Source organism: Deinococcus sp. Arct2-2, from assembly GCF_004801315.1.
In the GTDB taxonomy this organism is placed as follows: domain Bacteria; phylum Deinococcota; class Deinococci; order Deinococcales; family Deinococcaceae; genus Deinococcus.
The window spans coordinates 136,875-160,122 of the sequence record NZ_SSNW01000001.1 but is presented as its reverse complement, the minus strand read 5'-3'; the positions used below and the strand labels follow the sequence as shown (position 1 = coordinate 160,122).

Genomic DNA, 23,248 nt, shown 5'->3' with positions numbered 1-23,248 from the left:
TTTCCCATGATCCGCTCTGCGCTTACTCGCCGGGGACGGCGCGACTAGCCTAGGCTTGTGCGCGTGTCCCCGGTCTGTTGTTGGCCGGGGCTTTTCTTTGCCCGCAGTGTTTGCAAAGGGCTTATTTCACCCATTAGGAGAACATACCCATGACCGATATCAAAGAACCCCGCGCCGAGCGGTATAACCCGCACGCCATAGAAGGCAAGTGGCAAGAGCAGTGGGCCGCCGATGGCCTGTACACCTTCCGCGAAGACGCCAGCAAAACCAAGTATTACGCGCTGACCATGTTCCCGTACCCCAGCGGCAACCTGCACATCGGGCACTGGTACGCCAACGTTGCGCCCGATGCCCGCGCCCGTTGGATGCGGATGCGCGGCTACAACGTGCTGTTTCCGATGGGCTTTGATGCCTTCGGTCTGCCCGCCGAAAACGCCGCCATCAAGAACAACGTGAACCCGGCCAAGTGGACGCGGGAAAACATTGCCTACATGATTGGGCAGTTTGGGCGGATGGGCACCATGATCGACTGGAGCCGCAGCTTTGCCACCTGTGACCCGGAATACTACCGCTGGAACCAATGGTTTTTTACCGAATTTTTCCGGCGTGGGCTGGCCTACAAAAAAGACGGGCTGGTGAACTGGTGCCCCAAAGACCAGACCGTGTTGGCGAACGAGCAAGTGGTGAACGGCCACTGCGAACGCTGCGGCACCGCAGTAGAACGCCGCAAGCTGAGCCAGTGGTACTTGAAAATTACCGACTACGCCGATGAGTTGCTGGACTTTGACGACACCGACATGCCCGAGCGCGTGCGCCTGATGCAGACCAACTGGATCGGCAAGAGCGTGGGCGCAGAAATCACCTTCGACACGCCCGCTGGCCCCGAAACTGTGTTTACCACCCGTCCCGATACCCTGATGGGCGCAACGTTTTTGGTGCTGGCCCCTGAACACTCCAAGGTGGCGGCGCTAACCACGCCCGAACAAGCAGAGACGGTGCGGGCCTACTTGGAAGCCGCCGGACGCAAAACCGACGTGGAACGCCAACAGGACAGCGGCGAGAAAACGGGCGTGTTTACCGGCAGCTACGCCACGCACCCGGTCAGCGGTCATCAGGTGCCGATCTGGGTGGCCGACTACGTGCTGGTCACCTATGGCACAGGTTCCATCATGGCTGTACCCGCGCACGATGAGCGTGACTTTGCCTTTGCCCGCAAGTTTGGGCTGGAGATTCGGGAAGTGATTCGGCCCGAAGGCGGGGAAGGCATGGGCGAGAACCCAGAAGCCAGCTACAACGGCGAAGGCTTGATCGTGAACAGCGGCGAATTTGACGGCTTGCGCGGCGGCAAGGCCAGTATTGCCCAGATTATTGCCAAGTTGGACGAACACGGCGTCGCCAAATCCAAGACCACCTTCCGCCTGCGCGACTGGCTGGTATCGCGCCAACGCTACTGGGGCACGCCTATTCCCATCGTGTACTGCGAGGAACACGGCGCTCAGCCCGTCCCCGCCGACCAGTTGCCCGTACGCCTACCCGACGACGTGGAATTTACGCCCACCGGACAAAGCCCGTTGAAGCTGAACCGCGAGTGGGTGCAGACCACCTGCCCCGTGTGCGGCGGCCCCGCCGAGCGCGACACCGACACGATGGATACCTTTGTCGACAGCAGTTGGTACATGTACCGCTTCCTGTCACCGCGTGACGACGTTCACCCGTTCGACCCGGCAGAGGCGGCCAAGCTGCCTGTCGACCTGTACACGGGCGGTATAGAACACGCCATTTTGCACCTGCTGTACAGCCGGTTCTGGACGAAAGCTATGCGCGACATGGGCCTGACCGAACAAAATGAACCCTTCAAGTGGCTGCGAAATCAGGGCATGATCTTGGGGCCAGATGGCGACAAGATGAGCAAGTCGCGTGGCAACGTGGTTGACCCAGACGACTTGGTGCGCGAATACGGGGCCGATACCGTGCGGGCCTACTTGTTGTCGATTGCTCCGTGGGAAGACGGCGGGCCTTGGGATCCCACCGGAATTCAGGGGCCAGCGCGGTGGCTGTCGCGCGTGTGGCGCTTGTACTTCGATGAAGAAGTGAGCGGGCCAGCCAAAAGCATGACCGAAGCTGAACTGCGCTACGCCACGCACTCGGCCTTGAAGCGCGTCACTGACGACTTCGAGCGCCTGAACTTCAACACTATTTTTGCCACGCTGAACATCCTGACCGACGCCTTGGCCGACGCCAAACGCAGCCCAGTACGCAGCACGCCCGCCTATACCGAAGCGCTGGATATTCTGAATCTGATGTTGGCTCCGGTAGTGCCCCATGTGGCCGAGGAAGTCTGGAACCAACGGGGCAACAGCGGCAGCATTCATACCCAGAGTTGGCCCGCCGTAGACGAAGCCGCCGCTACCCGCGACACCGTGACTTTGGGCGTGCAGGTCAGTGGGAAAGTACGCGGTGAAGTCACCATCTCCAAGACCGCGACGCAGGCCGAGGCGATGGCCGCTGCTCAAGCCCTGCCCGATGTACAGAAATACACGGAAGGCAAAACAGTGGTGAAAGAAGTGTACGTGCCGGGCCGAATCATCAACATCGTGGTGAAGTGACAAAATAGACAGCTAAGCAATTATCTCAAGGCAGTCTCATTCCCACTCCCCAGTTCAGGCTGGTGGGTGGGATTTTTTGTTTATGGACTCCTAGATTCCGGCTGGTCAACTCATCTGCTTATAGCTCAGCCGTGAGAGACTGTGGCCCTTCCCTGACCTGAAGCTTTTTCCTGCTACTGGCCCCGCTTTGGGCAGAACCCCACCCAACTCAACCCAATCAAGCGTAAGACCTTTGTCAGTCCTTCATGTTTATGCTTGATGCAGATTCGAGCTACCACCACCTCATACCCCACCCGCCCGAGAGGAGTTTCCCGATGAGCTACGTTTTTAGGATTCTTTACGCCGTGTTCGTCGTGCCTGTCTTCGCCGTGTTGGTCATCTGCTCGGCCATGAGCGGACGCATTACCCGGCAGGAGTTGGAAGCCGAAGCGGTCTGATACGGAATTAAAAAGAGTTTCGTACATCTTGGTCTTCCCCTCTATCCTCGTGGGAGAGGGGCGCTGCACCGCAGAGGGGTGGCTGGTACAGCTCCGCAGGAGAGGGGGCGTGTGAGTGGCGTTCCTGCTCATGTTCGGGATTCAGTTTAGTTTCGTATGAGCTGATTTTATCTTCACTGTAAGGCAACATAAGTCCCCCAGATTCGGGGGTTTTTGGTTTTCACGGCAAGGATTTAGAGACTTTGAGGCGAGCTGCTGGCCTGCCATTCAGCAAGAGCCTGCCGCCCCGCGTCGCTGATTTCGAACATGCTGCCGCCTACCAACAGACCCGCATGTTCCAGCGCCAGCACGTCGCTCAGGCTGATGTCCTGCTCGGCAAAAAGCAGATACAGCAGCACGCACACGTCGTCGCGGTAATAGCCGAGTGCGCCGCCCGCCAACTCTTTGAGAATGGAGATTTGGGACGGGGTAAGGGAAGCAACCGACATAGTTCAGAGTGGCACAAATCAGCGCTTAAGGATTCGCCCGCCAGAAGGCGTCCAGAGTCACCTTCACATCCAGCATTTTTTCCCAGTGCGGCAGGCCATCGGTGTCGGCAATTCTGACTGCACTTTTGCCCGGCAGCGCGGCAAAGTAAGGCAGGCGGGCAAAGTTGACGAAGGCGTCTTGGTCATACATGACGACCACTGGAATGGTCAGTTTGCTGTACAAGTCGGCGTAAGCATCGGGCGTAAAGAGTTGGCCGCCGATGAAATACAGGGGCGCGTATTTGGCTCCGGGCTGGCGGCTGGTGTCTACGGCGTAGTCGATCAGGCCCACGTTGACCGGCCCGCGAAACGACGGATTCAGGAACAGTTCGATGACGGGGCGAGTTCGCAAAATGGCATACAGCGGCGTTCCGAAGCGGCTGAGGGTGCCGTAAAGCTGCTGGCCGCCGTCGTCGGCGTTGGCCTGCTGGGTGTTTCCGCGTGGCGTGCCGAGACCGCTGGGACTCAGCAGGGCCAGTGTGCGAATGCGGGGGTCTTGCAGGGCGGCGCGGGCGGCAAATTCGCTGCCGAGGCTCATCGAAACCACGTCTACATCACTTCCAAGCTTGGCCACCAACAGCAGCAGAGCGCGGGTCATCAGGTCGCGGGTGTAGGCAATATCGGGGCGGGCGCTGCTGCCAAAGCCGGGCCACTCTAGGGCGTACACCGGGCGCGTGCCCGCGTAGGCGTCCCACACCGGTTTCATCTCGTAGGCACTGGCGGCGGCATTGACCGAATGGGTCAGAATCAGGGGCCGCCCCGAGCCGCGTATGTCGGCGTACACGTTGATGGGGCCAAAGCCGGGAAGCTCTAGGCTGTAGCGTTGCCCACCCAGCGCAGGCCGCAAGGGGCTGACCGTCGGCACGCCGAGAAGAGGCGCAACAGTCACAGTGGTCTGAACTTGAAGCTGCGGAACAGTCTCGTTGGCAGAAACAGTAATGGTGGGCGCTGGAGTGCTGGTTTGGGCTAGCCCCGCTGTACCGGAAGTCAAGAGGAGCGCGGTGGTCAGAACGCTGAGGCCGAATTTCATGAACCTATCGTTCAGTCTTGGTGAGTGAAGCGATTGTAACTTTGGTTGATATCTGCCTTCCCTTCAATTGAGTTGGCTGGCGGTTCCAGAGGGTTCGCTGGCATAGGTGGCGGCCACATCGCGCAGCAATTGGCGGGCCAGCGCAATCAAATCGTCTTCCGAAATGCGCTCTAGCCGGAAGCTGCCGCCCGCGCCATATTCGCCCTGAAACAGGCCCTCTACGCGCCGCACCCGCACCAGCACTTCACATAGGCCCAGCCGCAGCCACGCCGCCACCCAGCCGCCGGGGGGAGCGGGACGCAGGCGGTTGGCGGGATCGGGCGTAAAGTCCAGCGTGACATTGTTGAGGGGCAAACCGGGGCCGCTGGCCGTCCTCAGGGCGTGATACAGCGCATTGATAAAGGCCTCGCACGCCCGCTGTTCGGCCTGCCGAGCCTCGGCATGACGGCGGATGGCCGCTTGCAGGGCGTCGAAGTCACTCATGAGGGGTAGCGATGAGGGCAGGCATATCTGGCCGTATTCCTACCATGTTTGGCCCCCGCCCGCGCCCTGATCCAGAAGAAGACAAAGGCGGCATGAGAGCGGCAGCCCCGGCACAGGTATCCTGCGGGGCGTGACCCTTGCTGGCCTGCCGCTCTCCCCCACCCCTAAGGCTGATTCTGACGCCAAGCCCGCCTTGCTGATTTCCAACGGCACGGCAGAAGACCTGATCGGAGCGCGGTTGGCCCGCTTGCTGCGTTTGCCCGTGCGCTACTGCCCGCTGGTAGGAGAAGGCAAAGCGTATGGGAGCGTACCGGGAGCGGTGCAGGTAGGCCAGGTGCTGAGGCTGCCAAGCGGCGGTTTCCCCTTCGGCAGCGTAGGAAATTTGCGGGCAGATGTAGCGGCGGGCTTGGTGCAAGAGTCGCTGGGGCAATGGCAAGACGCCGTGCGGGGGGCACGCGGCGCGGGTGTAATAGTGGTGGTAGGCGACGCCTACGCCCTGATGGTAGGCACGTTGGCGGCGCGGCGGGCCGGGATTGGGCTGATTCATGTGCAACCTCTGCTGAGCGCACAATACTTGGAAGGCTTAGGCGTGCGCGGGGCCATGCAAGAACTGAACGCGCTGGGGGCCAACCTGCCGATGCCCTACGAACTGCGGCTGGCAGCGGGGGCGCGGGCCGTGTTTGTACGGGATGCCCCCACCGCTGCCTACTACGCGGCGCGGGGTGTGGCCGCACGCTGGGCAGGCAGTTTTGCGATGGATGTGCTGGCCGCCCCCGAACGCGATCTGAGCCAGTTCACGCATCAAAAGCCCGTGCTGGCCCTGATCCCCGGCTCCCGCGAAGACCACCGCCAAAGCCTGCCGCTGATGCTGCTGGCCGCCGCCCGCTTCCCCGAACTGGCCGCGCTGGTGGCATGGCCGCACGACTGGGACAGTGTGACCCTGCCCGCTGGCTGGACACTGGACATTCACGGTGAAACGGAGGCTTATGCAGTGGGCGAAAGTATGCGTGTGCCTGTGCTGCGCGGCGCATTCGGGGCCATTGCCCACGCCGCAGATGTAGCCATTGGGACAGCAGGCACCGCTAACGAACAATTGGCCGGACTGGGCAAACCAGTGGTGGCCTTTGCGACGGCTGGCCCGCAATTCACCGCAGGATTTGCCCGCAGGCAGGGCCGCCTGCTGGGCGAGGCGCTGAGTGTGGTAGATGCCAACCCAGCCACCCTCGCTGCCGAAGTGCGTGCGCTGATGCAAGACGGCCCCCGCCGCGCCCGCGCTGCACTGGCAGGCATAACGCGAATCGGGCCAGCCGGAGCGTTAGAAGTGATTGCCGAGGAAGTGCGGCGAGTAGCAGGAATGTAGAACGTAGATTGTAGAAACAGCCCAACCCACAATCCACGTTCTACGATCCCTGCGAAGCGTCCCGCCCTTATCACTCACTACTGACCACTCATCATTCACGGTTTTCCTACCCAATCTGCTTCGGATCGATCCAGCCCCGCTTGATTCCGAACAACACCGCTTCGGTGCGGCTGCCCACGCCCAGTTTGGAGAAAATATTGGCAAGGTGAACCTGTACCGTGCGCGGGCTGATGTCCAGATCACGGGCAATTTCTTTGTTGGTGCGGCCTGTGGCGGCCACTAGCAGCACTTCCAGTTCACGCGGGCTGAGGGCGTCTTCGGGCGGCGTGGGCGTGGTTTGGGCACTGAACCGCTCCAGCACCTTGCGGGCCACGCTGGGGTGCAGGGCGCTTTCGCCCGCTGCCACCGCCCGCACCGCGCCCAAGAGGTCATCCTCGCTGGCGTTCTTCAGGAGGTAACCCGCCGCGCCCGCTTCCAGCAGGGCAAATACGTAGGCATCGTCGTCGTAGCTGGTCAGCACCAGCACGCCCACACCGGGCAGGAAGGCTTTAATGGCGCGGGTGGCCTCGATGCCGTTCATACCGGGCATAGACACGTCCATCAGGATCACGTCTGGGCGCAGAGCACGGGCCTTCACAATCGCGTCTTCACCGCTGTCGGCCTCGCCCACCACGCGCAAATCGGCTTCGGTTTCCAAGAGTTCCCGTGTGCCCTTCCGCACCACCGGATGATCGTCGACCAGCAGCAACGTAATGGCGCGGGGCGTCTCGGTGTCGGGTTCGCGGGGGTCTGCATCAAGCATAGGCGCAGAATACGCGGCGCGGCGGGGGAAGATGGGGCAGGAAGTCTAAGGGTCTAAGGGCTGAGGGTCTAAGGAAGGGCAAGGGGAATCGCTACGCTCACTCCCCCCACCCCCTCTGCCGCGCAGCTCTGCGAGTTCCCAGCCCTCCCCCCTCTCCTGCGGAGCTTTGCAAGCCAAGGGTGAGGGAGCTAAAAGCCCACGATTCTTGCTCCTGCTTTTATCCCTCCACCCTTGCGGGGGAGGGGCGCTGCAAAGCAGCGGGGTGGGAGGAGTGAGCGTAGCGAGTGCCCTTGACCCCCTTATACGGATTCCGATTAATTCTGACACAAAGGCCACCAGTGGAAGAGCGTGTGTTGGGTGATGAGGTCAGGTTGAGTTTCGAGCCATGCACATTGCTTCCCCACTGCTTGTTCCAATGCGTCAAAGTTGTCCGGACAGGTGTTAGCGATGGAGGCATCGGTGAGGTGCCAGACACGTTCGACAGGTTGCAGTTCTGGGGCATAGGGGGGGAGGCGCACAATCTCGATCCCGAGTGGATGTCCCGGCTTGGCCGGGACATGAAAGCCTCCGTTGTCTTCCACCAGCACGACGTGATGATCTTGGCCCGCTCCGACACTGGTGGCACAGGCCGCGAGAACAGCTTGATAGGCCTGTTGATTGAGCGCGGGAACGATCCAGAAGCGACTTTCCCCGGTTTCTGGATTGACAAAGGCATAAATGTAGAGCCATTCATAGCGGGGATGTACGGGGCAACTGAACGGCTGCCCCGTCGGTGCCCACGCTGTCCGAAGGATGGGCTTGAGACCCAGACGATGTTCGTCCATCGCCCACAGAGAGACCCGAGGATGGAGACGCTCCGCACGGCGGAGCGCCTCCCCTAAGACTTTGTTTTGAAGGCTTCTTTGGCCTCCGGATCGCCTTTGACATGCTGTGGACGGGGCTTCTGGGGGGAGAACCCGGCGGCACGCATGAATTCATAGGTGCGGCCCAGATACACCTCTTTGCCAAACTGCTCTTTGATCCACTCTTGAAGCCGCTTGCCTTCCCACACCACGCCCTGCTCAACATCTGCGTGCAACTGAGCCGCAAGTGCTTGCTGCTCGTCAGCGGTTAAGACGCGTGGTGCCCCCCGATTGTCCCGCCGTCCATCTTGCAAGCCCTTCAAACCGAACTGGTGATAGCGATCAACCACGTAGCGAGCGGAGCGCACCCCATATGTGGTGATGTCCATGACATCACCTTCACTTCGCCCTTCGGCCAGCAGCGCGAAGAATTGCGCCCGTCGTCGCTCCACCGCACAGGTACTCACGCGGTAAATCGCCCAGAACTCATCAGCTTGATGCTGAAACTTCACCGGAGAATAGAACTTGTTGATCCCTCCAGTATGGCATCTTTATTCGGAATCCGTATTAGACCCTTAGACGCCCTCCAACTCCCACTCACCCAAACACAAACCGCCGTCCCACTCAAGGAACGGCAGTTCAAGTACTCAACGCTTCAGCCTTTGCTAAGCGCCTTCCAGAGCGTCCCCGTGCGGAACGAGAGCATCGGGTTAAAGGCGTCGGCGCTGATGCCCTTGAGGGTGTCACGGTAGGCCAGAATACCGGGATTGCTGGGCAGCAACACGTAGTACGCCTGATCTGCGGCACGGCGGGCAATGTCGCTGTACAGGGTGTTGCGGCGGGCCGTATCGGTGGTGCTGCGGGCCTCGTTGATCCAAGCATCCAACTGCGTGTCCTTAAAGTTCAGGCGGGGCTGGTAGTAGCCGTCGCTGCTGTAAAAGGTGTGCACGTAGTTGTCTGGGTCGGCGTAATCGGGTGCCCAGCCCGTAATGATCATCAGTTCTTTGCCCGCCGCGCCGTCACTCAGGATGTCTGACCACTGCTTAGCGACGATGTTGACCTTGAACTTGGGATTCAGCGATTCCACGTTCTGTTTCAGCAGTTCCATGCCCGTCTGGGCCGTCACGCTTCCGGCGCGGTAGGTGGCGTTCAGCGTAAAGCCGTTCTTCCACACCTCGCCGTTCCAAGCCTTCTGGAAGGCGGCGCGGGCGGCGTCTAGGTCAAACTTGGGCGCAACCAGATTCTTGTCGTAGCCGGGGAAGGTATCGGGCAAGAGGAAGTTGCGAGGTTCGCCCTTGCCCGCCTGAACTTCCTCGATGTACTGCGGCACGTTGAAGGCGGCCACAAAGCCCCGGCGCACGTCTCCGTCACTCAAAAAGTTGGCCGGAATGCCCTTGCCGTCCAGCTTGCCGCTACCAATTTTGGTGGCGTCCTTCATGTTCTGGTTCATAGAGAACCCGAACGCGCCTGTATCGGGCAAATCGTCCACGATGGCAATACCGGGTTTGCCCTTCAATTGCTCCTCAATGATCGAGCGTCCACCAGTTTCAATCAAATCGGCGTCGCCTTTCTCGAAGGCTTGAATTCGGGCGGCCTGCTCCGGCACCAGCTGAAGAATCACGTTTTTGATCTGGGCCTTGTCGCCCCAGTAGCCGTCGAACGCGGTGGCGCTCAGGGAGGTGGCCGTTTTTTGATTCAGACGGTAGGCTCCAGTGCCGCTGGGATCTTTAGCCAGAGGGCTGCCCATCAGGTCTTTGCCCACGGCTGCCTTCCACGTGGCTTCGGTGCCGTCCCACTCACCAATTTTTTTGGCATGGGCGCTGTCCACGATGCTTTGGCCGGTATAGGCCAGCTTTGCCAAGAAGGCCGGGTCAGGCTTGGGCAGGGCAAACACGAGTGTTTCGCCGTCGCACCTCACGACACCCGCGATGCGCTGCCAAGTGATGGACTTGTCGTCGTTGGCGTTCGCGCCCGTGCCCAGCAAGCTTTCGGACATGAACCAGTTACCGCTTTCGCCCGTATTGGTCACCAGATTCCGGCGGAAGGTGTATTCGGCGTCGGCACACTTGAAGTCGTTTCCGGTATGAAACTTGACGCCTTCACGCAACGTAAAACGGTACTCGCGCCCACCGTCGCCTTCTGTCCACTCGGTTGCCAGCAGCGGCGCAAGCTCGGTCAGACTGTTGCCCTTATAGGTCAGCAGCGTTTCGTACAGGTTCTCTACGACTTGGCCGCTGCCCGTGTCGTAGGTCGTGCCGGGATCAAGCGTGGGAATGTCGGCGGATTCCTGCACCACGAGCGTGCTGGACGCGCCGGTTTTGCCCTGTTGGTTGCAAGCAGCCAGAGTGAGGGCGATGGTGGCAAGCGCGGCGGCGCTGAGGGCTTTTTTGGGGGAAAGAGGTCGGTTCATGGTTCTCCTTGGATTCGGCGAATGACTCACTTCGGGTGGACATTCGGGAAATGGAAAGGCAGATTAGAGAGGAGACATGAGCGCGCGTTAGGACAACCATCAAGGGTGAAGGCTGCCCGCGTCAGACAAGCCTGCGAAGGCCCGCCAGCACATTGCACCGGATATAAAAAGACTCAAGAAGGCGTTCTGGCAAAAGCTTGAGCCTGACTTACGGCGGGCCAAGCAGGTCTTCCTTCGGCGCGGTCAAACCTCGGCAGGCTGAATGCAAGTCGTCCCACATCAGCCTTGAGTGCCTTCATGTAAGATTCCCTGATGACATCCAGCCAAACCTCTGACTCTTATGTGTTGCGCGGCACGGCGGCGGGCGGCACGCTGCGTTTTGTGGGCATAGACGCAACCAAAATTGTAGAAGATGCCCGCGTGCGCCACGACCTCAGCAAAACGGCGACGGCGGCGCTGGGACGTACTCTGGCGGCCTCGGCACTATTAGCCGTCGTGCTGGGCAAAAAGACCGACAGCCGCGTGACCCTGCGCCTAGAGGGAGGCGGCCCAGTGGGGTGGATCGTGGCCGAGGGCAGCACCGACGGTAGCGTGCGCGGCTACGTGCGCCAGCCCGACGCCGATTTGCCTCTGCGCGAAAGCGACGGCAAACTGGACGTGAGCGGCATCGTGGGCACCGAGGGTGAACTGGCCGTGACCCGCCTGCTGGACAACGGCGAGCCGTACACGGGCAGCGTCGACCTCGTGAGCGGCGAGATTGCCGAAGACGTGAGCATGTACTTAGGCGTGTCGGAGCAGATTCCGAATGCCGTGCTGCTGGGCGTGTACGAGGAAGGCGGGCGGGTGGCCCACGCGGGCGGCCTGCTGGTACAGGCCATGCCGGGCGTGACCGACGAAACGCTGGGCAAGCTGGAAGCCAACATCCGGGCGATGGGCCAAATCACCGACAACCTGCGCCGGGGCAGCCTGATGGAAGCCATGCACCGCGCCGCCGAAGGACTGGAATTGCTGCTGGCCGCCGAAGCACAGGCCGCCCGCTTTCAGTGCCGCTGCTCCCGCGAAAAGGCCAGCGACAGCCTAAAATTCTTTACTGCCGAGGAGCGTCAGGAAATGATGGACGCGGGCGGGCAAGAAATCGTGTGCCACTGGTGCGGCGAGCATTACCAGATCAGCCCCGACGAAATTGCGGCGCTGGAAGCGGCGGCAGGGCGGGCCAAAGCTTAAAGCCACGTTGCAAGGAAAAGACGAGAGCGAAAGATAAAAAAAGACAAAAGCAGTGCCGTTCCAACTCTTAGGTTTTCAGCCCAAGCATTGGGGCGGCACGCTCCTGTCAGTCAGCCTTAGCCCACTTCCCAGACCACGTAACCCACATGCCCCCGACGCGCCCCTACAATTCCCCCTATGAAGGCTCGTTTAATTGGAATTGCATTGGTACTCGCTGGACTTGGCTTGGGCGCGACGTTGCTCAGAGATCAAGTGCCGATAGGCAATGCGGGTGCGCCCGCGCCAGTTACGCAGCCCAACGAAGCCGCTGCCAAGTTGCAGAACGAACTGAATACCATCGACATCGTGCGGCGGTTCGAGCCGGGACTGGTCTATATCAGCACCGAGCAAGACATCGCCAGCAGCGATCCCTTCGGCTGGATGTTTGGCGGTGGCACAGAAGAAACGCAAGTTCAGCAGGGCGTCGGCAGCGGCTTTTTCGTGAATGCCGAGGGCGATATTCTGACCAATTATCATGTGGTGGCAGGAGAGGCGGGTGCGGGAGCCGCCGACAGAATCCGCGTTCGCGTGATGGGCCGCACGGATACGGTGACCGCCAAAGTCATCGGGCTGGCCCCGCAATACGACCTCGCCCTGATTCGCCCGGAAGGGTTGGCTGCGGGCCTGATCAAACCGATTCCGCTGGGCAATTCGGACACGTTGCAGGTGGGCCAAAAAGCAGTGGCGATGGGCGCTCCGTTCGGGCTGGATTTTAGTGTGACCGAAGGCATCGTGAGCAGCACCGCCCGCCAGATTCCCATTGGCTTTTCTACCAGCGGCAGCGGTGAGGGCATTACCCAAAAGGCCATTCAGACTGACGCGGCCATCAATCCCGGTAACAGCGGTGGCCCACTCTTAGACAGCGGCGGGCGCGTGATCGGTATCAACACCCAAATTTATTCTCCCAGCGGGGCTAGCGGCGCGTCTCAGAGTGCGGGCGTGGGCTTTGCCATTCCCATCAACGCGGCCAAAAACCTGTTGCCCCGCCTTCAGGCTGCGGGCGGCGGCGTGGTGCTTGCGCCCAAACTGACCGGAGTCACGCCCGGTTTGGTGGTGCAGCAGCGCACGGCGGGCGGCGCACGCAACGTGGCGGTGGGTCTCAGCATGCTGTCCAGCGAGGGCAAAAGCACCCTCAATCTGCCTGTATCGGGGCTGGTGGTGGGCGGGGTAGAGCCGGGAACGCCTGCGGCACGGGCCGGACTGCGCGGCGGCACCGATACCCAAGCCTTCCGGGGCGGAGCGATTCAGTTGGGCGGTGATGTGATCGTAGCCGCTGACGGCCTGCCCGTAGACGCACTGGAAGACCTGCAAGCCGCTTTGATAGACAAGAAGGAAGGCGACACAGTAACGCTGAAGGTGGTGAATGCGGGCAAAACCCGTGAGGTGAAGGTCACGCTGGACGCCGCCGCTTTTCAGTGATTAACGAGTTGGAAGAAGAAGCAAACGCCGTCTGGGGCAGCCTTCCCCCAAACGATCAACGCTGGTTGATCGACTTGGCGTCGAAGGCTCCGGCGGGGGCAACTGTGGCGTTGGTAGGCGGCGCGGTGCGGGACGGCTTGCTGGGGCTGTCGGCTACAAAATCCCCTGACCTCGATCTGGCGATAGAAGGCGCAGATCTTCAGGCTTTGGCAACGGCTACAGGCCTCCCCTTCACCTTTCACCCCGCGTTTGGCAATGCCACCGTGACCCTGCCGGGTGGCCGAACCGTAGACCTGATCCGTACCCGCCGCGAAACGTACCCGGTGGCGGGCGGCAACCCCGTGCCCGCACCCGGAACCCTTGCCGAAGACTTGCAGCGGCGCGATTTTGGCCTCAATGCGCTGGCGCTGGTGCTGGGTGAAGGAATGCACCTGCTGGACGTAGTCGGCGGCCTGCCCGATGTAGAGGCACGGGTACTGCGGCCCCTGCATTCCGGCTCCTTCTATGAGGATGCCAGCCGATTGGTGCGGGCGGCACGGTTGGCGGCGCGGCTGGACTTGGCGGCCCATCCTGACCTATTGGCGCAAGTTCCAAACGCCCTGAAGATGTCCGAACACACTCCGCGCCTGTGGGCCGAACTGCGGTTGCTGCTAGACGAACCTCGCCCCGGACGGGCCGCCCGAATGCTGGAAACTTGGGGCGCGGGCGAACTCTTGCCGCTTGCCAGTTTGCCGCTGCTAGACGCACTGGATGCCCAGCAATACAGCGGCGCGACAGTCACTTTTCAAACCTATGCCGCCGCATTGCTGCACGCCGCGCCGAATCCCGCCGACTTGGCCGCCCGCCTGAATCTGGGCGACAAGCCCGCCGCGCTACTCGCCCGCGCCCTGTCTGACACGCCGTTTCCAGATGGCAGCTCCGAACGAATCCTGCGGCGATTGTTGCGCCCGGACGCCTACACGCCGTTGACTGGGCGCGACGTGGTGGCGCTGGGCGTTCCGGCAGGCAAAGAGATCGGCGCGGCACTGGCTTATTTGGCGGGGCTGCGGGCAGTGGGCCAAGTGCAGTCGGCAGAGGATGAACGGGCGGCGCTGACCCGTTATGTACAGAGCCACCTCTCACCATGATTGGCCCACTGACCCTGCTGACCACCGAACCGCTGCTGTTGCTGGTGCAAGTCGCCGCGCTGCTGGCAGGCATGCTTCTGAAGGGAGTGGTACAAGCCCGGCTCGCGGCCCATTGGGGGGACAGAAGCGCCGTGCAAGCGGGCTTCGGTTGGCCTGAACCTGCCGTCCACCTTGACCTGTGGCGGCTGGCGCTGCACCTGCTGATCGGGGTGGCCCTGCCCCGGCCCGTGCCGCTGGCCTTGCGCGGGGCGAAGGCTGCCGCTGCACTGCTGAGTGGCCCCGTGACCCTGCTGGCCTTTGCCCTCGTGCTGCTGGCCCTCCAGCGTGCCCAACAACAACTCCTGCCCGCCACCGCCGACGTGATCGGCACCGGACTGGGCCGCGCCGCTTACGGCCTGTGCCTGCACGCCCTGTTCAACTTTTTGCCGCTGCCGGAGCTGGATTTGGGGCGCATGTTGGGCCACATTGCCCAGTTGCCGCGCCTGCCCCGGCCTCTGCGCGGCACGCTGCTGCCCGCCCTCGCTTGGACGGCCCTGTTCCTGACTGGCGCACTGCAACAGGCCACCGCGCCGCTGTGGGCGGGGTTGCAAAGCACCATTGCGCTGCTGCCTTAACACCATTTAAACGGGTGGGAAGAATGGTCTCTGTTCGCGCTGCGGCTTGCCCATAGAATGCTGAGTCTATGGGCCTTCTCAGTCTGCTGAACTCCAACCCTACCGCGTTCGTCATTATCGCGCTGGCTCTCGCCCTGTCCCTGACCGTGCACGAATTTGCCCATGCGTATGTGGCCGATAAATTGGGAGACCCCACACCGCGCCGCTACGGGCGAGTCACCCTCAATCCGGGCAAGCACCTCGACCCGCTGGGCACGCTGCTGCTCTTGGTGGCAGGCTTCGGATTCGCCAAGCCTGTGCCCATCAATCCGGCCAATTTGGGGCGCTGGGGCGTACTCTGGGTGTCGGCAGCAGGCCCTATCAGCAACCTGCTCATTGCTTTTGTTGCCGCCATTTTGCTGCGTGTCCTGCCCCAAAACGACTTGACGTTTCAGGTCTTGCTCACCGTTCTAGGCATCAATGTCGTGTTGGCCGTCTTCAATCTCATTCCTATCCCTCTGTTGGATGGCAGCCGCATTCTGGGCGCACTCGTGCCGTCATTGGGCCGCAGCCTCGCGCAATTTGAAGCACTGCCGTTTAGCTTCTTATTGGTCATGGGCTTTATCTTTCTGGCCCGCGAACCTATCAACGGAATCATTCGCACCGTACAAACTTGGGTATTAGGCATTGTGGGGTAGGCCTAATCGCCTGCCCTGATCGGCATGAACTGGCGATCAGAAGCAACAATTAAACACCGCCCCCAGCTAGAGAGTGGGGCGGTGTTTCATTTGATAAGCAAGCGGTGGAACTTGATCGGGGTCAGCTTAAGCTAAACATCATCGCCACATGCGCCGCCGTTCCGCCCAACACGAACAGGTGCCAGACTTCATGAAAACCCCAATGTTTGGGAAACATGCGTCCGCGTGGGCCGGGCAGCCAGCGCTTGGTGCCGTAGACGACTGCGCCCACCGAGTACATCACGCCGCCTGCGGCCAGCCAGAAGATAGCCACTGGGGGCAAATTCTTCACCAGTTGCGGCATCAGGGCCAAGGCCGTCCAGCCCATGCCCGCGTAGAGCAGCGTACTGATCCAGCGGGGCAGGCGCATGGTAACGAGCTTGAGGGTAATTCCGGCCAAAGCGATGCCCCAGATGACCCACAGCACGGCTTCGCGCCACACGCCTTCTAGGCCGTAGTAGGCCACCGGGGTATAGCTTCCGGCGATCAGCAAGAAAATTCCGGCGTGATCCAACTTGCGGAGCCACAGCAGCCCGCGCTCGCCTGCCCGGAAGGAATGGTAGCTGGCCGAGGCCGCGTAGAGCGCCACCATACTGACGCCGAACACCACGAAAGGCCACAGGCTCAGCGCGCGCGAGTGCGCCCACCACAGCAGCGGCCCCAGCACAATCAGGGCCGCAGCCGCTCCCGCCCAGTGGGTCAGGGCGTTCACAGGCTCGCGGGGAGAAGGCAGTCGGTTCATAAGCTCTAGGGTAGTGCGCCCGTGGATGTGGGGTGTAGGAAAGGGGACACAGTGCAAAGCCGCTCGTTTAGACACAGGGATGTGGACACGGGGGCAAGAAGCTTACTTGCCGCCGTAATTCGGCGCTTCCCGCGTAATGGTCACGCCGTGTGGGTGGCTTTCCACGAGGCTGGCCCCCGTGATCCGTACAAACTGGGCATGGTCGCGCATGGCCTGCAAATCGGGTGCGCCGCAGTAGCCCATACTGCTCCGTAAACCGCCCACAAATTGATAGATGACTTCGCTGGCCGTCCCCCGGTAAGCCACGATGCCCTCAATGCCTTCGGGGACAAACTTGCGGCTGCCCGACTGGAAATAGCGGTCACTGCTGCCCTGATCCATTGCGCCAAGGCTGCCCATACCCCGGTAGCTCTTGTAGCGGCGGCCATCGCGCAGCACGGTTTCACCCGGAGATTCGTCGGTTCCGGCCAACATGCTGCCCATCATCACGATACTGGCTCCGGCGGCAATGGCCTTGGGCACGTCGCCCGTTTGCTTGATGCCGCCGTCTGCGATGACGGGAATCCCAGCTTCCTGCGCCACACCGCTGGCTTCAAAAATGGCGGTGATCTGGGGCACACCGACGCCTGTGACGATGCGGGTGGTGCAGATCGAACCCGGCCCGATGCCCACCTTAATTGCGTCTGCACCGGCCAAAATCAGGTCTCTAGCTCCCGCTTTGGTGGCAATGTTTCCGGCGATCACGTCCACGTCAAACTGCTCTTTCACGCGGCTCAGGGCGTTTAGGATGCCTTGGCTGTGGCCGTGAGCGCTATCCAGCACCAGCACGTCTACGCCCGACTGCACCAACGCGGCGGCCCTGTCCATCAGGTCGGCACTCACGCCAATGGCGGCAGCCACCCGCAGACGGCCCAAGTGGTCTTTGGCGGCGCGGGGGTATTTCACGCGTTTGGTCAGGTCTTTGATGGTGATCAGGCCGCGCAACATGCCGCCCTCATCGGTGACCAGCAGTTTCTCGATGCGGTTGCGCTTGAACATCTCGTGCGCCTGCTCCAGCGTGGTTCCCACCGGCACTGTAATCAGATTTTCGCGGGTCATCACGTCGGCAATGGGCGTGGTCAGGTCATCTATAAAGCGCATGTCGCGGTTGGTGATGATGCCCAGCAGCAACCCATTTGGATCGGTGATGGGCACGCCGCTGATGCGGTATTCGCCCATCAGGCGGTCAGCGTCGCCCACGGTGGCGTGCGGCGGCAGCGTAATCGGGTCTACGATCATGCCGCTTTCGCTGCGCTTCACCTTGCGTACCATTTCGGCCTGTGCGTCTATCGTCATGTTCTTGTGAATCACGCCGATGCCGCCTTCACGGGCCATCGCAACGGCCATCGCCAATTCGGTCACGGTGTCCATCGCCGCCGACACGAACGGGATATTCAGGCGCACGCGGCGGGTCAGTTGGGCTTCCACGTTCACTTCGTGCGGCAATACGGTAGAATGCCGGGGCTGCAACAATACATCGTCGAAGGTAATGCCTTCTTGTGCAAATTTGTAATTAAATCGGTCTGACCCACTGCCCAGCGTTTCACCGGGTAAGTTGGGGGCAGTCGGGTGTGTCGTTGGCGCACTCATGGCCCGGAGTTTACTCTGATGGGCTGCCTTGTGCGGTGACGGTGTCCACACCTGTGGGCCACCGACAGCCCGTACCCTTAGATTGCCGTGCTGCTTGCAGGCTCCGGGGCCTCATGCTAGATTTTCTGTCGCCGCTTAGGGCAAAGTGTGGGGGGCAAGGTGTGGGGTCGTAGCTCAGCTGGGAGAGCGCGTCGTTCGCAATGACGAGGTCAGGGGTTCGATCCCCCTCGACTCCACCAGAAAAGAGCAGTCCGAGTTGGTCTTGGTACAAGAAAGCCCGCCTGTGACGGCGGGTTTTTTGTGGATTGGGTTGGCGGGGGGGGGTTGGTCTAAGGGTCTAAGAAGGGCATTCGCGTTGCTCACTCACCCCCTCCCCTACCCTCCCCCCTCAAGGGTGAGGGAGCAAAAACAAGGTTTCACGAGACCCCCTACTTCCGCACGATCACGTCTGGATACTCCGGCACAGGCTTAAGCGGCGTGACTTTGGGCAGATTCAGCGGGAAGGCAGTCACGCGGCCTGCACGGGTGAACGTGACGGCGGGCGCAGGCGTTTGAGTCAGCGTCACTTGGGTTCCGGACAGCTTGGCCAGCGCCGCCAGTGACACATACGCCACTTTATTCAGCATTCGCACCGGCACGACTTGGCCCCCATCGGCGGCGTTGGCGGCCAGCGTGGCCGTGCGTGGCGTCTGCACCCGTACCGTTAGGCCCAAGGCTCCGGCAGCGGGCGTGAGAGGCAAGTAGACTAGTCCGGCCTCTAGACGTGCGCCTGTAGCAGCGGCCCCGGCCAATTGCGCGGGCGTCAGCACAGGGACAACGGGCGCGGGCGGAGTGACGACAACAGGCGGCTTGGGTGGGGTTGGCGTCGTCGGCGTGGTGGGTTGAGTCGGGCGGGGCGGCGTGACCGGGGTGGTAGGAGTCGTGGGCGCGGGCGGCAACGTGGCTAACATCGCCGCTGCAGCGGCGCGGCGGGCCAGTGTGCGGGCTTGAGCTTCGGCGGGCGTCAGCACACGGCCCCAGCCACTCGGCACGCCCCGGAACATCGTCCATGCGCCGTCGGCCAGTGGGCGCTGTTTGGCAAGGGCGCTTAGGCCGCCGCCTTCGGTCACGAAATACAGCATGCCCTGATCGCTGACAGCCACGCCCGTATCCATCTTTTTGCCCGTTTTGAGCGTCCAGATGGCTTGCCCCGCCTTGCCCACCGCGTGCAGCGTGCCGCTCAGGTCGCCCACGACAACCGTGCCGTCGCTGAGTTCCACAGCGGGCGCGGCAATGGGCGCACCTGCCTTGTACGTCCACTCGGTTTCGCCGGTGGTGTTGATGGCATACAGGCTGCCGTCGTAGCTGCCCACCACCACAAGACCGCTGCTGGTGATGATCGGGCTGGCATTCACGAACAGGCCCGTAGGCTTGGACCAGCGCACCTTGCCGTCTGGCCCTACGGCATAGATTCGGCGGTCACTGGAACCGAAATACACGTTGCCCTGCGCGTCTACAGCGGGGCTACTGAACACCAACGATCCGGCAGTGAAGGCCCATTTCAGCTTACCTTCGGGCGTCAGGGCGTGCATGCGGTTGTCTTGGCCGCCAAAGTAGATCGTGCCGTCGGGCGCAATGGCCGGACTGCTGAAGATGGGCGCGGCGATTTTCAGCGTCCACAGAATCTTTCCGGCAGGAGAAACGGCGTACACGCTGCCGCCCGCTGTGGTGGCGATCACGCTGCCATCGGCACGCAGGGCGGGGCTGGCAAACAGGTCGCCGTCCAGCCTGACACGCCACAGCAGTTTTCCGGCAGCGTCCAGCGAATACAAATAATCGTCGTAGGAAGCGGCGATCACTTTGCCGTCGGGGGTCATGATGGGGTGAGCGCGGCCTATGTCTCCTGTGGCATAGTTCCACTTCTCCACGCCGCGTGCATCGGTGCGGTGAATGCGGGCATCTGCGCCCACAAAGACCAAATCTCCGGTGTCGGAGACGGCAACGCCCGACAGCACGCGCAGTTCCTTGAACCAAGCCACTTGCGGCGCGGCAGTGGGGACGGCCACCGCAGCAGAAGCGGCGGGGCGAGCAGGCTGATTGGAACCCGGTTGGGTTGTAGCAGGGGTGGTGGCGGGGTTGGTGGTAGGGGCAGGCGTAGCGCGTGGCACGGTGGTTTGGGCCGACGCACCCTGCACGGCCAGCAGGAGGCCGGTGGTGAGGGTCAGGCTTGTGAGTTTCGAGTGAAGTTTTCTCATTTGAAGGTAAGCTCCTTTACATTGCCTTTACGGTGAGGCGGGTCGGGCGTGAAGAGGTGGACGCCCGCTAGGGTAGCCCTTAAGATGCGTTTCGTTATGAAGAAGATTCTCATGCTGACCGCGTTCGCGCTTGCTGGCCTCGCCGCTGCGCAGGACACCACCACCCCCACAACCACCGAGACTCCTACCACCACCGAAACAACCACGACGGAAACCACCACCGACACCACGATGACCGACGCGACCATGGCAATGCCCATGAGCGCCAGCGAAGCGTTTGGTAAGGCGCAGGAATACGCCGTGCAGGCCGACGTGGCCTACCCCGTGTCCTTCTATGACCGCACCCTCTGGAAGGCTGCCGTAGACGCCGCCTACGTGGCCGCCACCACCGAAGCCACCAACCGCGACTACAACGCCTACTTGGCTCAGCTGTACACCAAGACCCAGTGGTGGATCAACGCCTACAACGCGTGGGACAAACTGGGCGAACTGAACGACACCGAGAAAGAGTACGCCTCCTTGAGCGCTGCTAAACTGGCCTACTTGGCCCTCCAGCGCGGCGATATGGACAGCGCCCGCACCTACGTCGAGAAAGGCATGGCGTGGAAGGACAGCGCCAGCCTGCAAGCCATCATGAAGCGCTTGATGTAATCCGAAGAACTTAGGAAAGCCGCGCCCCTGCACTGGGAGGCGCGGCTTTTATTTTTCCTTTAACTTACGGGGGAGGGGTGATGAAGGTGGGCCAGAAGGTCTTGGTGATCTCGGATACGCACGGCCTGTTGCGGCCAGAAGTCGTGGCATTGGTGCGGCAAGCAGACGTGGTACTCCATGCGGGCGATGTGGGACGGCCAGAGATTTTGGAAGCGTTGGGGGACGCCACATCAGGGAAGGTGTATGCGATACGCGGCAACGTAGACCGCGTGGCCCCTCTAAACGCCCTGCCCAAAACCCTGCTGCTGGAACTGGGCGGCGTGTGGGTGTACCTGTTGCACGACCTGAACACGCTAGACCTCGTGCCGGAAGTGGCGGGCGTGCAAGTGGTCATCAGTGGGCATACGCACCAGCCCAAGCTGGAGCAGCGGGGCGGCGTGCTGTTTCTCAATCCGGGTTCGGTGGGGCCGCGCCGCTTTCGGCTGCCTATAGCGTGCGCGTGGCTGCATCTCAGTGGCGGCCAGATCACGGCCGAGCCTGTCACGCTGGAGGTTTAGGGGCCGCGTGTGGGCCGGGTGCTACGCTCGCCCCTATGACTGCCGCCGCGCCCCTGCTGACCCCCATCATCGGCACCTTGCACGCCTTGCAGGTGCCGATTCCTTACCCTATGAAGACGGTGACGGTACTGATTGATACGGGCGGCGGCCAAAGCCCGGTCACCATGATCGACACGGCGCTGGACACCCCTGAAGCGCGGCAGGCCATAGAAGACGGCCTGAGCGAACTGGGCCTGCACTGGCCTGATATAGAGCGCGTCATCATCACGCACCATCACCCCGACCACTACGGCTTGGCGGGCGTGATCGAGGAACGCAGCGGCGCAGGCGTGTTCATGCTGGACGTGGAAATCGGACGCGGTGAGCGGTACTGGCACATGTGGGAAGACTGGCTGCCGGGGCACATCAAGCATATGCAGGATCACGGCCTGCCGCCCGAACTGCTGGCGACGTTGGAGGCCGACAGTCGCCGGGGCCGCACCCGCGTTCAGCCTGCCACCCGCGTACAACCCCTGCGCGAAGGCCAACATGTGACGTTGGCGGGCCGCGAATGGGAAGTGCTGTGGCTGCCCGGACACGCCGACGGACACTTGGGTTTATGGAACGAACCCGATTCGATTTTGATTGCTGGGGACGCCATTTTGCCGCGCATCAGCCCCAATATCGGCCTGTATGCCTACACGCGGCCCGATCCTCTGGGCGACTACCTGCAAACGCTGGGCAAACTGGAGGCGCTGAATCCCCGCTTGGCCGTTGTCGGGCATCACGGCCCGGTGATGGACGGCGTGCAGGCCCGCGCCCGCCAGTTGCGCGGCCACCACCATGAGCGGCTGGACTTCATTCGCGCCGAGGCCACCGCCGAGCCTCGTACCGCCTACGGCCTGTCTCTGGCGATGTTCAACCGCGATCTGAACACCAGTGGCCGCCGTTTTGCGCTGGCCGAAACGCTGGCCCACGCCGAGCATCTGCGCCTGCTGGGGCAACTGGCCCGCACTTGGCAGGATGGGGGGTGGGTGTATCACGGGTAGAAAACCGTCAGTGGTAAGTAGTGAGTGGGGAGGGCGGCTCTGGGGGCTTAGTCTAAGGGTCTAAGATAGGGCGGAAGGGCAATCGCTTTGCTCATTCACCCCCTCCCCGGCCCTCCCCCCTCCCTTCGGACTGTCCCAGACAAGGGAGAGGGAGCAACAGCCCTAGATGCCAACCCTTGTCTGTTCGCCCTCGCCCCTTGTGGGCGAGGGGCGCTGAGCATCAGCGGGGTGAGGGGGCCACCCAGTAACCGCAATCGCCCCCCGAATCCCGCCCAAGCCTCAGAACTCTGACCTTCTCGGCTCTATACTCCGCGCATGACGGAACTGGGGCGCATCGTGAGCGCGTTGACGGCAACTGGACTGGCCGTGGAGACGATGGAAGACGGCGCACTGGTTCAGTACGGAGAAAGCCGCGTGGCGCTGTTTACTGAACCGGATCACCGGGGCGGCGTGCTGGTGCGGCTGCACCTCGACCTCGACCTGTTTGTAGAAGAAGAAAGCCTGCCCGACATTTTGATCGGCATGAACCTGATGAACCAAGGACTGGACTACGGAGCGCTGATTCTAGACCCCGTTGAAGATGACGACGACGATTCGCCCGTTGACGCGCCAGTCGTGGCTTTTGCCGTATTGGGCCGCGCCGTGCTGTGGCTGCCCGATTTGGGGGAAGCCGAGTTAGACCGCCTGAATGAACACCTGCGCCGCTTTGAGGCCGAGGTGACGCAGGCGGTAGAACGGACGCTGCACGGGGGCAAGGGCATGAGTGCCTGA

The 23,248-nt window shown here is 61.9% G+C and carries 22 protein-coding genes and 1 tRNA gene; 13 read left to right on the top strand and 10 right to left on the bottom strand.

Annotated features, from left to right (window positions below):
• The first annotated feature begins 149 nt into the window (after positions 1 to 149).
• Both leuS and E7T06_RS22020 read left to right on the top strand, forming a co-directional pair.
• Complete coding sequence (gene leuS, locus E7T06_RS00730) at positions 150 to 2,606, top strand: leucine--tRNA ligase (protein WP_136363926.1); 2,457 nt, start codon at positions 150 to 152, stop codon at positions 2,604 to 2,606.
• Between the two features lie 314 nt (positions 2,607 to 2,920).
• Complete coding sequence (locus E7T06_RS22020; protein ID WP_276605539.1) at positions 2,921 to 3,043, top strand: hypothetical protein; 123 nt, start codon at positions 2,921 to 2,923, stop codon at positions 3,041 to 3,043.
• 233 nt (positions 3,044 to 3,276) lie between these two features.
• On the opposite strand, the gene E7T06_RS00725 is transcribed toward E7T06_RS22020, so the two are convergent.
• From E7T06_RS00725 to E7T06_RS00715, 3 genes are all read right to left on the bottom strand, one after another.
• On the bottom strand, positions 3,277 to 3,531 hold the full coding sequence (locus E7T06_RS00725) for a hypothetical protein (RefSeq protein WP_136363925.1): 255 nt from the start codon (positions 3,529 to 3,531) through the stop codon (positions 3,277 to 3,279).
• Positions 3,532 to 3,556: 25 nt separating this feature from the next.
• Complete coding sequence (locus E7T06_RS00720) at positions 3,557 to 4,600, bottom strand: alpha/beta fold hydrolase (RefSeq protein WP_240740775.1); 1,044 nt, start codon at positions 4,598 to 4,600, stop codon at positions 3,557 to 3,559.
• A gap of 63 nt (positions 4,601 to 4,663) precedes the next feature.
• On the bottom strand, positions 4,664 to 5,083 hold the full coding sequence (locus E7T06_RS00715; RefSeq protein WP_136363924.1) for a hypothetical protein: 420 nt from the start codon (positions 5,081 to 5,083) through the stop codon (positions 4,664 to 4,666).
• Positions 5,084 to 5,213: 130 nt separating this feature from the next.
• Between E7T06_RS00715 and E7T06_RS00710 the strand changes: the two genes are divergently transcribed.
• Positions 5,214 to 6,443 carry a lipid-A-disaccharide synthase-related protein gene (locus E7T06_RS00710; protein ID WP_136363923.1) on the top strand — a complete coding sequence of 410 codons (1,230 nt, stop codon included), beginning with the start codon at positions 5,214 to 5,216 and terminating at the stop codon, positions 6,441 to 6,443.
• A 106-nt stretch (positions 6,444 to 6,549) separates the two neighbouring features.
• Here E7T06_RS00710 and E7T06_RS00705 read toward each other — a convergent pair whose 3' ends face one another.
• The 4 genes from E7T06_RS00705 to E7T06_RS00690 all read right to left on the bottom strand — a co-directional run bounded on the left by E7T06_RS00705 (position 6,550) and on the right by E7T06_RS00690 (position 10,497).
• Entirely contained in the window at positions 6,550 to 7,245 is a 696-nt protein-coding gene (locus E7T06_RS00705; RefSeq protein ID WP_136363922.1) for a response regulator transcription factor, read from the bottom strand.
• A 314-nt stretch (positions 7,246 to 7,559) separates the two neighbouring features.
• Entirely contained in the window at positions 7,560 to 8,219 is a 660-nt protein-coding gene (locus E7T06_RS00700; protein WP_136363921.1) for an IS630 family transposase, read from the bottom strand.
• Entirely contained in the window at positions 8,123 to 8,599 is a 477-nt protein-coding gene (locus tag E7T06_RS00695) for a winged helix-turn-helix domain-containing protein (protein ID WP_136363920.1), read from the bottom strand. The genes E7T06_RS00700 and E7T06_RS00695 overlap by 97 nt, the downstream gene beginning before the upstream one ends.
• Before the next feature lie 143 nt (positions 8,600 to 8,742).
• On the bottom strand, positions 8,743 to 10,497 hold the full coding sequence (locus tag E7T06_RS00690) for an ABC transporter substrate-binding protein (RefSeq protein WP_136363919.1): 1,755 nt from the start codon (positions 10,495 to 10,497) through the stop codon (positions 8,743 to 8,745).
• A 312-nt stretch (positions 10,498 to 10,809) separates the two neighbouring features.
• Between E7T06_RS00690 and hslO the strand changes: the two genes are divergently transcribed.
• The 5 genes from hslO (at position 10,810) to E7T06_RS00665 (ending at position 15,597) form a co-directional block, all read left to right on the top strand.
• A complete protein-coding gene (gene hslO / locus E7T06_RS00685; RefSeq protein ID WP_136363918.1) occupies positions 10,810 to 11,721 on the top strand; it encodes an Hsp33 family molecular chaperone HslO in 912 nt (303 codons plus the stop codon).
• 177 nt (positions 11,722 to 11,898) lie between these two features.
• Positions 11,899 to 13,179 carry a trypsin-like peptidase domain-containing protein gene (locus E7T06_RS00680; RefSeq protein ID WP_136363917.1) on the top strand — a complete coding sequence of 427 codons (1,281 nt, stop codon included), beginning with the start codon at positions 11,899 to 11,901 and terminating at the stop codon, positions 13,177 to 13,179.
• On the top strand, positions 13,176 to 14,306 hold the full coding sequence (locus E7T06_RS00675) for a CCA tRNA nucleotidyltransferase (protein ID WP_240740773.1): 1,131 nt from the start codon (positions 13,176 to 13,178) through the stop codon (positions 14,304 to 14,306). The genes E7T06_RS00680 and E7T06_RS00675 overlap by 4 nt, the downstream gene beginning before the upstream one ends.
• Positions 14,303 to 14,920: a hypothetical protein gene (locus E7T06_RS00670; RefSeq protein ID WP_136363916.1), complete on the top strand. Its 618-nt coding sequence runs from the start codon at positions 14,303 to 14,305 to the stop codon at positions 14,918 to 14,920. The genes E7T06_RS00675 and E7T06_RS00670 overlap by 4 nt, the downstream gene beginning before the upstream one ends.
• A 68-nt stretch (positions 14,921 to 14,988) precedes the next feature.
• Positions 14,989 to 15,597, top strand: a complete 609-nt coding sequence (locus E7T06_RS00665; protein ID WP_136363915.1) for a site-2 protease family protein — start codon at positions 14,989 to 14,991, stop codon at positions 15,595 to 15,597.
• A gap of 121 nt (positions 15,598 to 15,718) precedes the next feature.
• Here E7T06_RS00665 and E7T06_RS00660 read toward each other — a convergent pair whose 3' ends face one another.
• Together E7T06_RS00660 and guaB are read right to left on the bottom strand one after the other, a co-directional pair.
• Positions 15,719 to 16,378 (bottom strand): hemolysin III family protein, encoded by a 660-nt coding sequence (locus E7T06_RS00660; RefSeq protein WP_136363914.1) that lies wholly within the window; start codon positions 16,376 to 16,378, stop codon positions 15,719 to 15,721.
• Between the two features lie 102 nt (positions 16,379 to 16,480).
• Positions 16,481 to 18,007, bottom strand: a complete 1,527-nt coding sequence (gene guaB, locus E7T06_RS00655; protein WP_168733308.1) for an IMP dehydrogenase — start codon at positions 18,005 to 18,007, stop codon at positions 16,481 to 16,483.
• 163 nt (positions 18,008 to 18,170) lie between these two features.
• Here guaB and E7T06_RS00650 point away from each other — a divergent pair.
• Positions 18,171 to 18,246, top strand: a tRNA-Ala gene (locus E7T06_RS00650).
• A 189-nt stretch (positions 18,247 to 18,435) separates the two neighbouring features.
• On the opposite strand, the gene E7T06_RS00645 is transcribed toward E7T06_RS00650, so the two are convergent.
• On the bottom strand, positions 18,436 to 20,241 hold the full coding sequence (locus E7T06_RS00645; protein ID WP_136363913.1) for a PQQ-binding-like beta-propeller repeat protein: 1,806 nt from the start codon (positions 20,239 to 20,241) through the stop codon (positions 18,436 to 18,438).
• Between the two features lie 96 nt (positions 20,242 to 20,337).
• Here E7T06_RS00645 and E7T06_RS00640 point away from each other — a divergent pair, with 96 nt between their 5' ends.
• The 4 genes from E7T06_RS00640 (at position 20,338) to E7T06_RS00625 (ending at position 23,248) form a co-directional block, all read left to right on the top strand.
• Positions 20,338 to 20,892: a hypothetical protein gene (locus E7T06_RS00640; RefSeq protein ID WP_240740772.1), complete on the top strand. Its 555-nt coding sequence runs from the start codon at positions 20,338 to 20,340 to the stop codon at positions 20,890 to 20,892.
• 80 nt (positions 20,893 to 20,972) lie between these two features.
• Positions 20,973 to 21,449, top strand: coding sequence for a metallophosphoesterase family protein (locus tag E7T06_RS00635; protein ID WP_136363912.1), 477 nt, complete (start codon positions 20,973 to 20,975; stop codon positions 21,447 to 21,449).
• A 35-nt stretch (positions 21,450 to 21,484) separates the two neighbouring features.
• Positions 21,485 to 22,477 carry an MBL fold metallo-hydrolase gene (locus E7T06_RS00630; protein ID WP_136363911.1) on the top strand — a complete coding sequence of 331 codons (993 nt, stop codon included), beginning with the start codon at positions 21,485 to 21,487 and terminating at the stop codon, positions 22,475 to 22,477.
• Between the two features lie 315 nt (positions 22,478 to 22,792).
• Positions 22,793 to 23,248, top strand: a complete 456-nt coding sequence (locus tag E7T06_RS00625; RefSeq protein ID WP_136363910.1) for a hypothetical protein — start codon at positions 22,793 to 22,795, stop codon at positions 23,246 to 23,248.

Excerpts from the sequence above, each read along its gene's own strand:
- leuS (WP_136363926.1), top strand. The coding sequence starts at position 150 with ATGACCGATATCAAAGAACCCCGCGCCGAGCGGTATAACCCGCACGCC.
- E7T06_RS22020 (WP_276605539.1), top strand. The coding sequence starts at position 2,921 with ATGAGCTACGTTTTTAGGATTCTTTACGCCGTGTTCGTCGTGCCTGTC.
- E7T06_RS00725 (WP_136363925.1), bottom strand. The coding sequence starts at position 3,531 with ATGTCGGTTGCTTCCCTTACCCCGTCCCAAATCTCCATTCTCAAAGAG.
- E7T06_RS00720 (WP_240740775.1), bottom strand. The coding sequence starts at position 4,600 with ATGAAATTCGGCCTCAGCGTTCTGACCACCGCGCTCCTCTTGACTTCC.
- E7T06_RS00715 (WP_136363924.1), bottom strand. The coding sequence starts at position 5,083 with ATGAGTGACTTCGACGCCCTGCAAGCGGCCATCCGCCGTCATGCCGAG.
- E7T06_RS00705 (WP_136363922.1), bottom strand. The coding sequence starts at position 7,245 with ATGCTTGATGCAGACCCCCGCGAACCCGACACCGAGACGCCCCGCGCC.
- E7T06_RS00690 (WP_136363919.1), bottom strand. The coding sequence starts at position 10,497 with ATGAACCGACCTCTTTCCCCCAAAAAAGCCCTCAGCGCCGCCGCGCTT.
- hslO (WP_136363918.1), top strand. The coding sequence starts at position 10,810 with ATGACATCCAGCCAAACCTCTGACTCTTATGTGTTGCGCGGCACGGCG.
- E7T06_RS00680 (WP_136363917.1), top strand. The coding sequence starts at position 11,899 with ATGAAGGCTCGTTTAATTGGAATTGCATTGGTACTCGCTGGACTTGGC.
- E7T06_RS00670 (WP_136363916.1), top strand. The coding sequence starts at position 14,303 with ATGATTGGCCCACTGACCCTGCTGACCACCGAACCGCTGCTGTTGCTG.
- E7T06_RS00665 (WP_136363915.1), top strand. The coding sequence starts at position 14,989 with ATGGGCCTTCTCAGTCTGCTGAACTCCAACCCTACCGCGTTCGTCATT.
- E7T06_RS00660 (WP_136363914.1), bottom strand. The coding sequence starts at position 16,378 with ATGAACCGACTGCCTTCTCCCCGCGAGCCTGTGAACGCCCTGACCCAC.
- guaB (WP_168733308.1), bottom strand. The coding sequence starts at position 18,007 with ATGAGTGCGCCAACGACACACCCGACTGCCCCCAACTTACCCGGTGAA.
- E7T06_RS00645 (WP_136363913.1), bottom strand. The coding sequence starts at position 20,241 with ATGAGAAAACTTCACTCGAAACTCACAAGCCTGACCCTCACCACCGGC.
- E7T06_RS00640 (WP_240740772.1), top strand. The coding sequence starts at position 20,338 with ATGAAGAAGATTCTCATGCTGACCGCGTTCGCGCTTGCTGGCCTCGCC.
- E7T06_RS00635 (WP_136363912.1), top strand. The coding sequence starts at position 20,973 with ATGAAGGTGGGCCAGAAGGTCTTGGTGATCTCGGATACGCACGGCCTG.
- E7T06_RS00630 (WP_136363911.1), top strand. The coding sequence starts at position 21,485 with ATGACTGCCGCCGCGCCCCTGCTGACCCCCATCATCGGCACCTTGCAC.
- E7T06_RS00625 (WP_136363910.1), top strand. The coding sequence starts at position 22,793 with ATGACGGAACTGGGGCGCATCGTGAGCGCGTTGACGGCAACTGGACTG.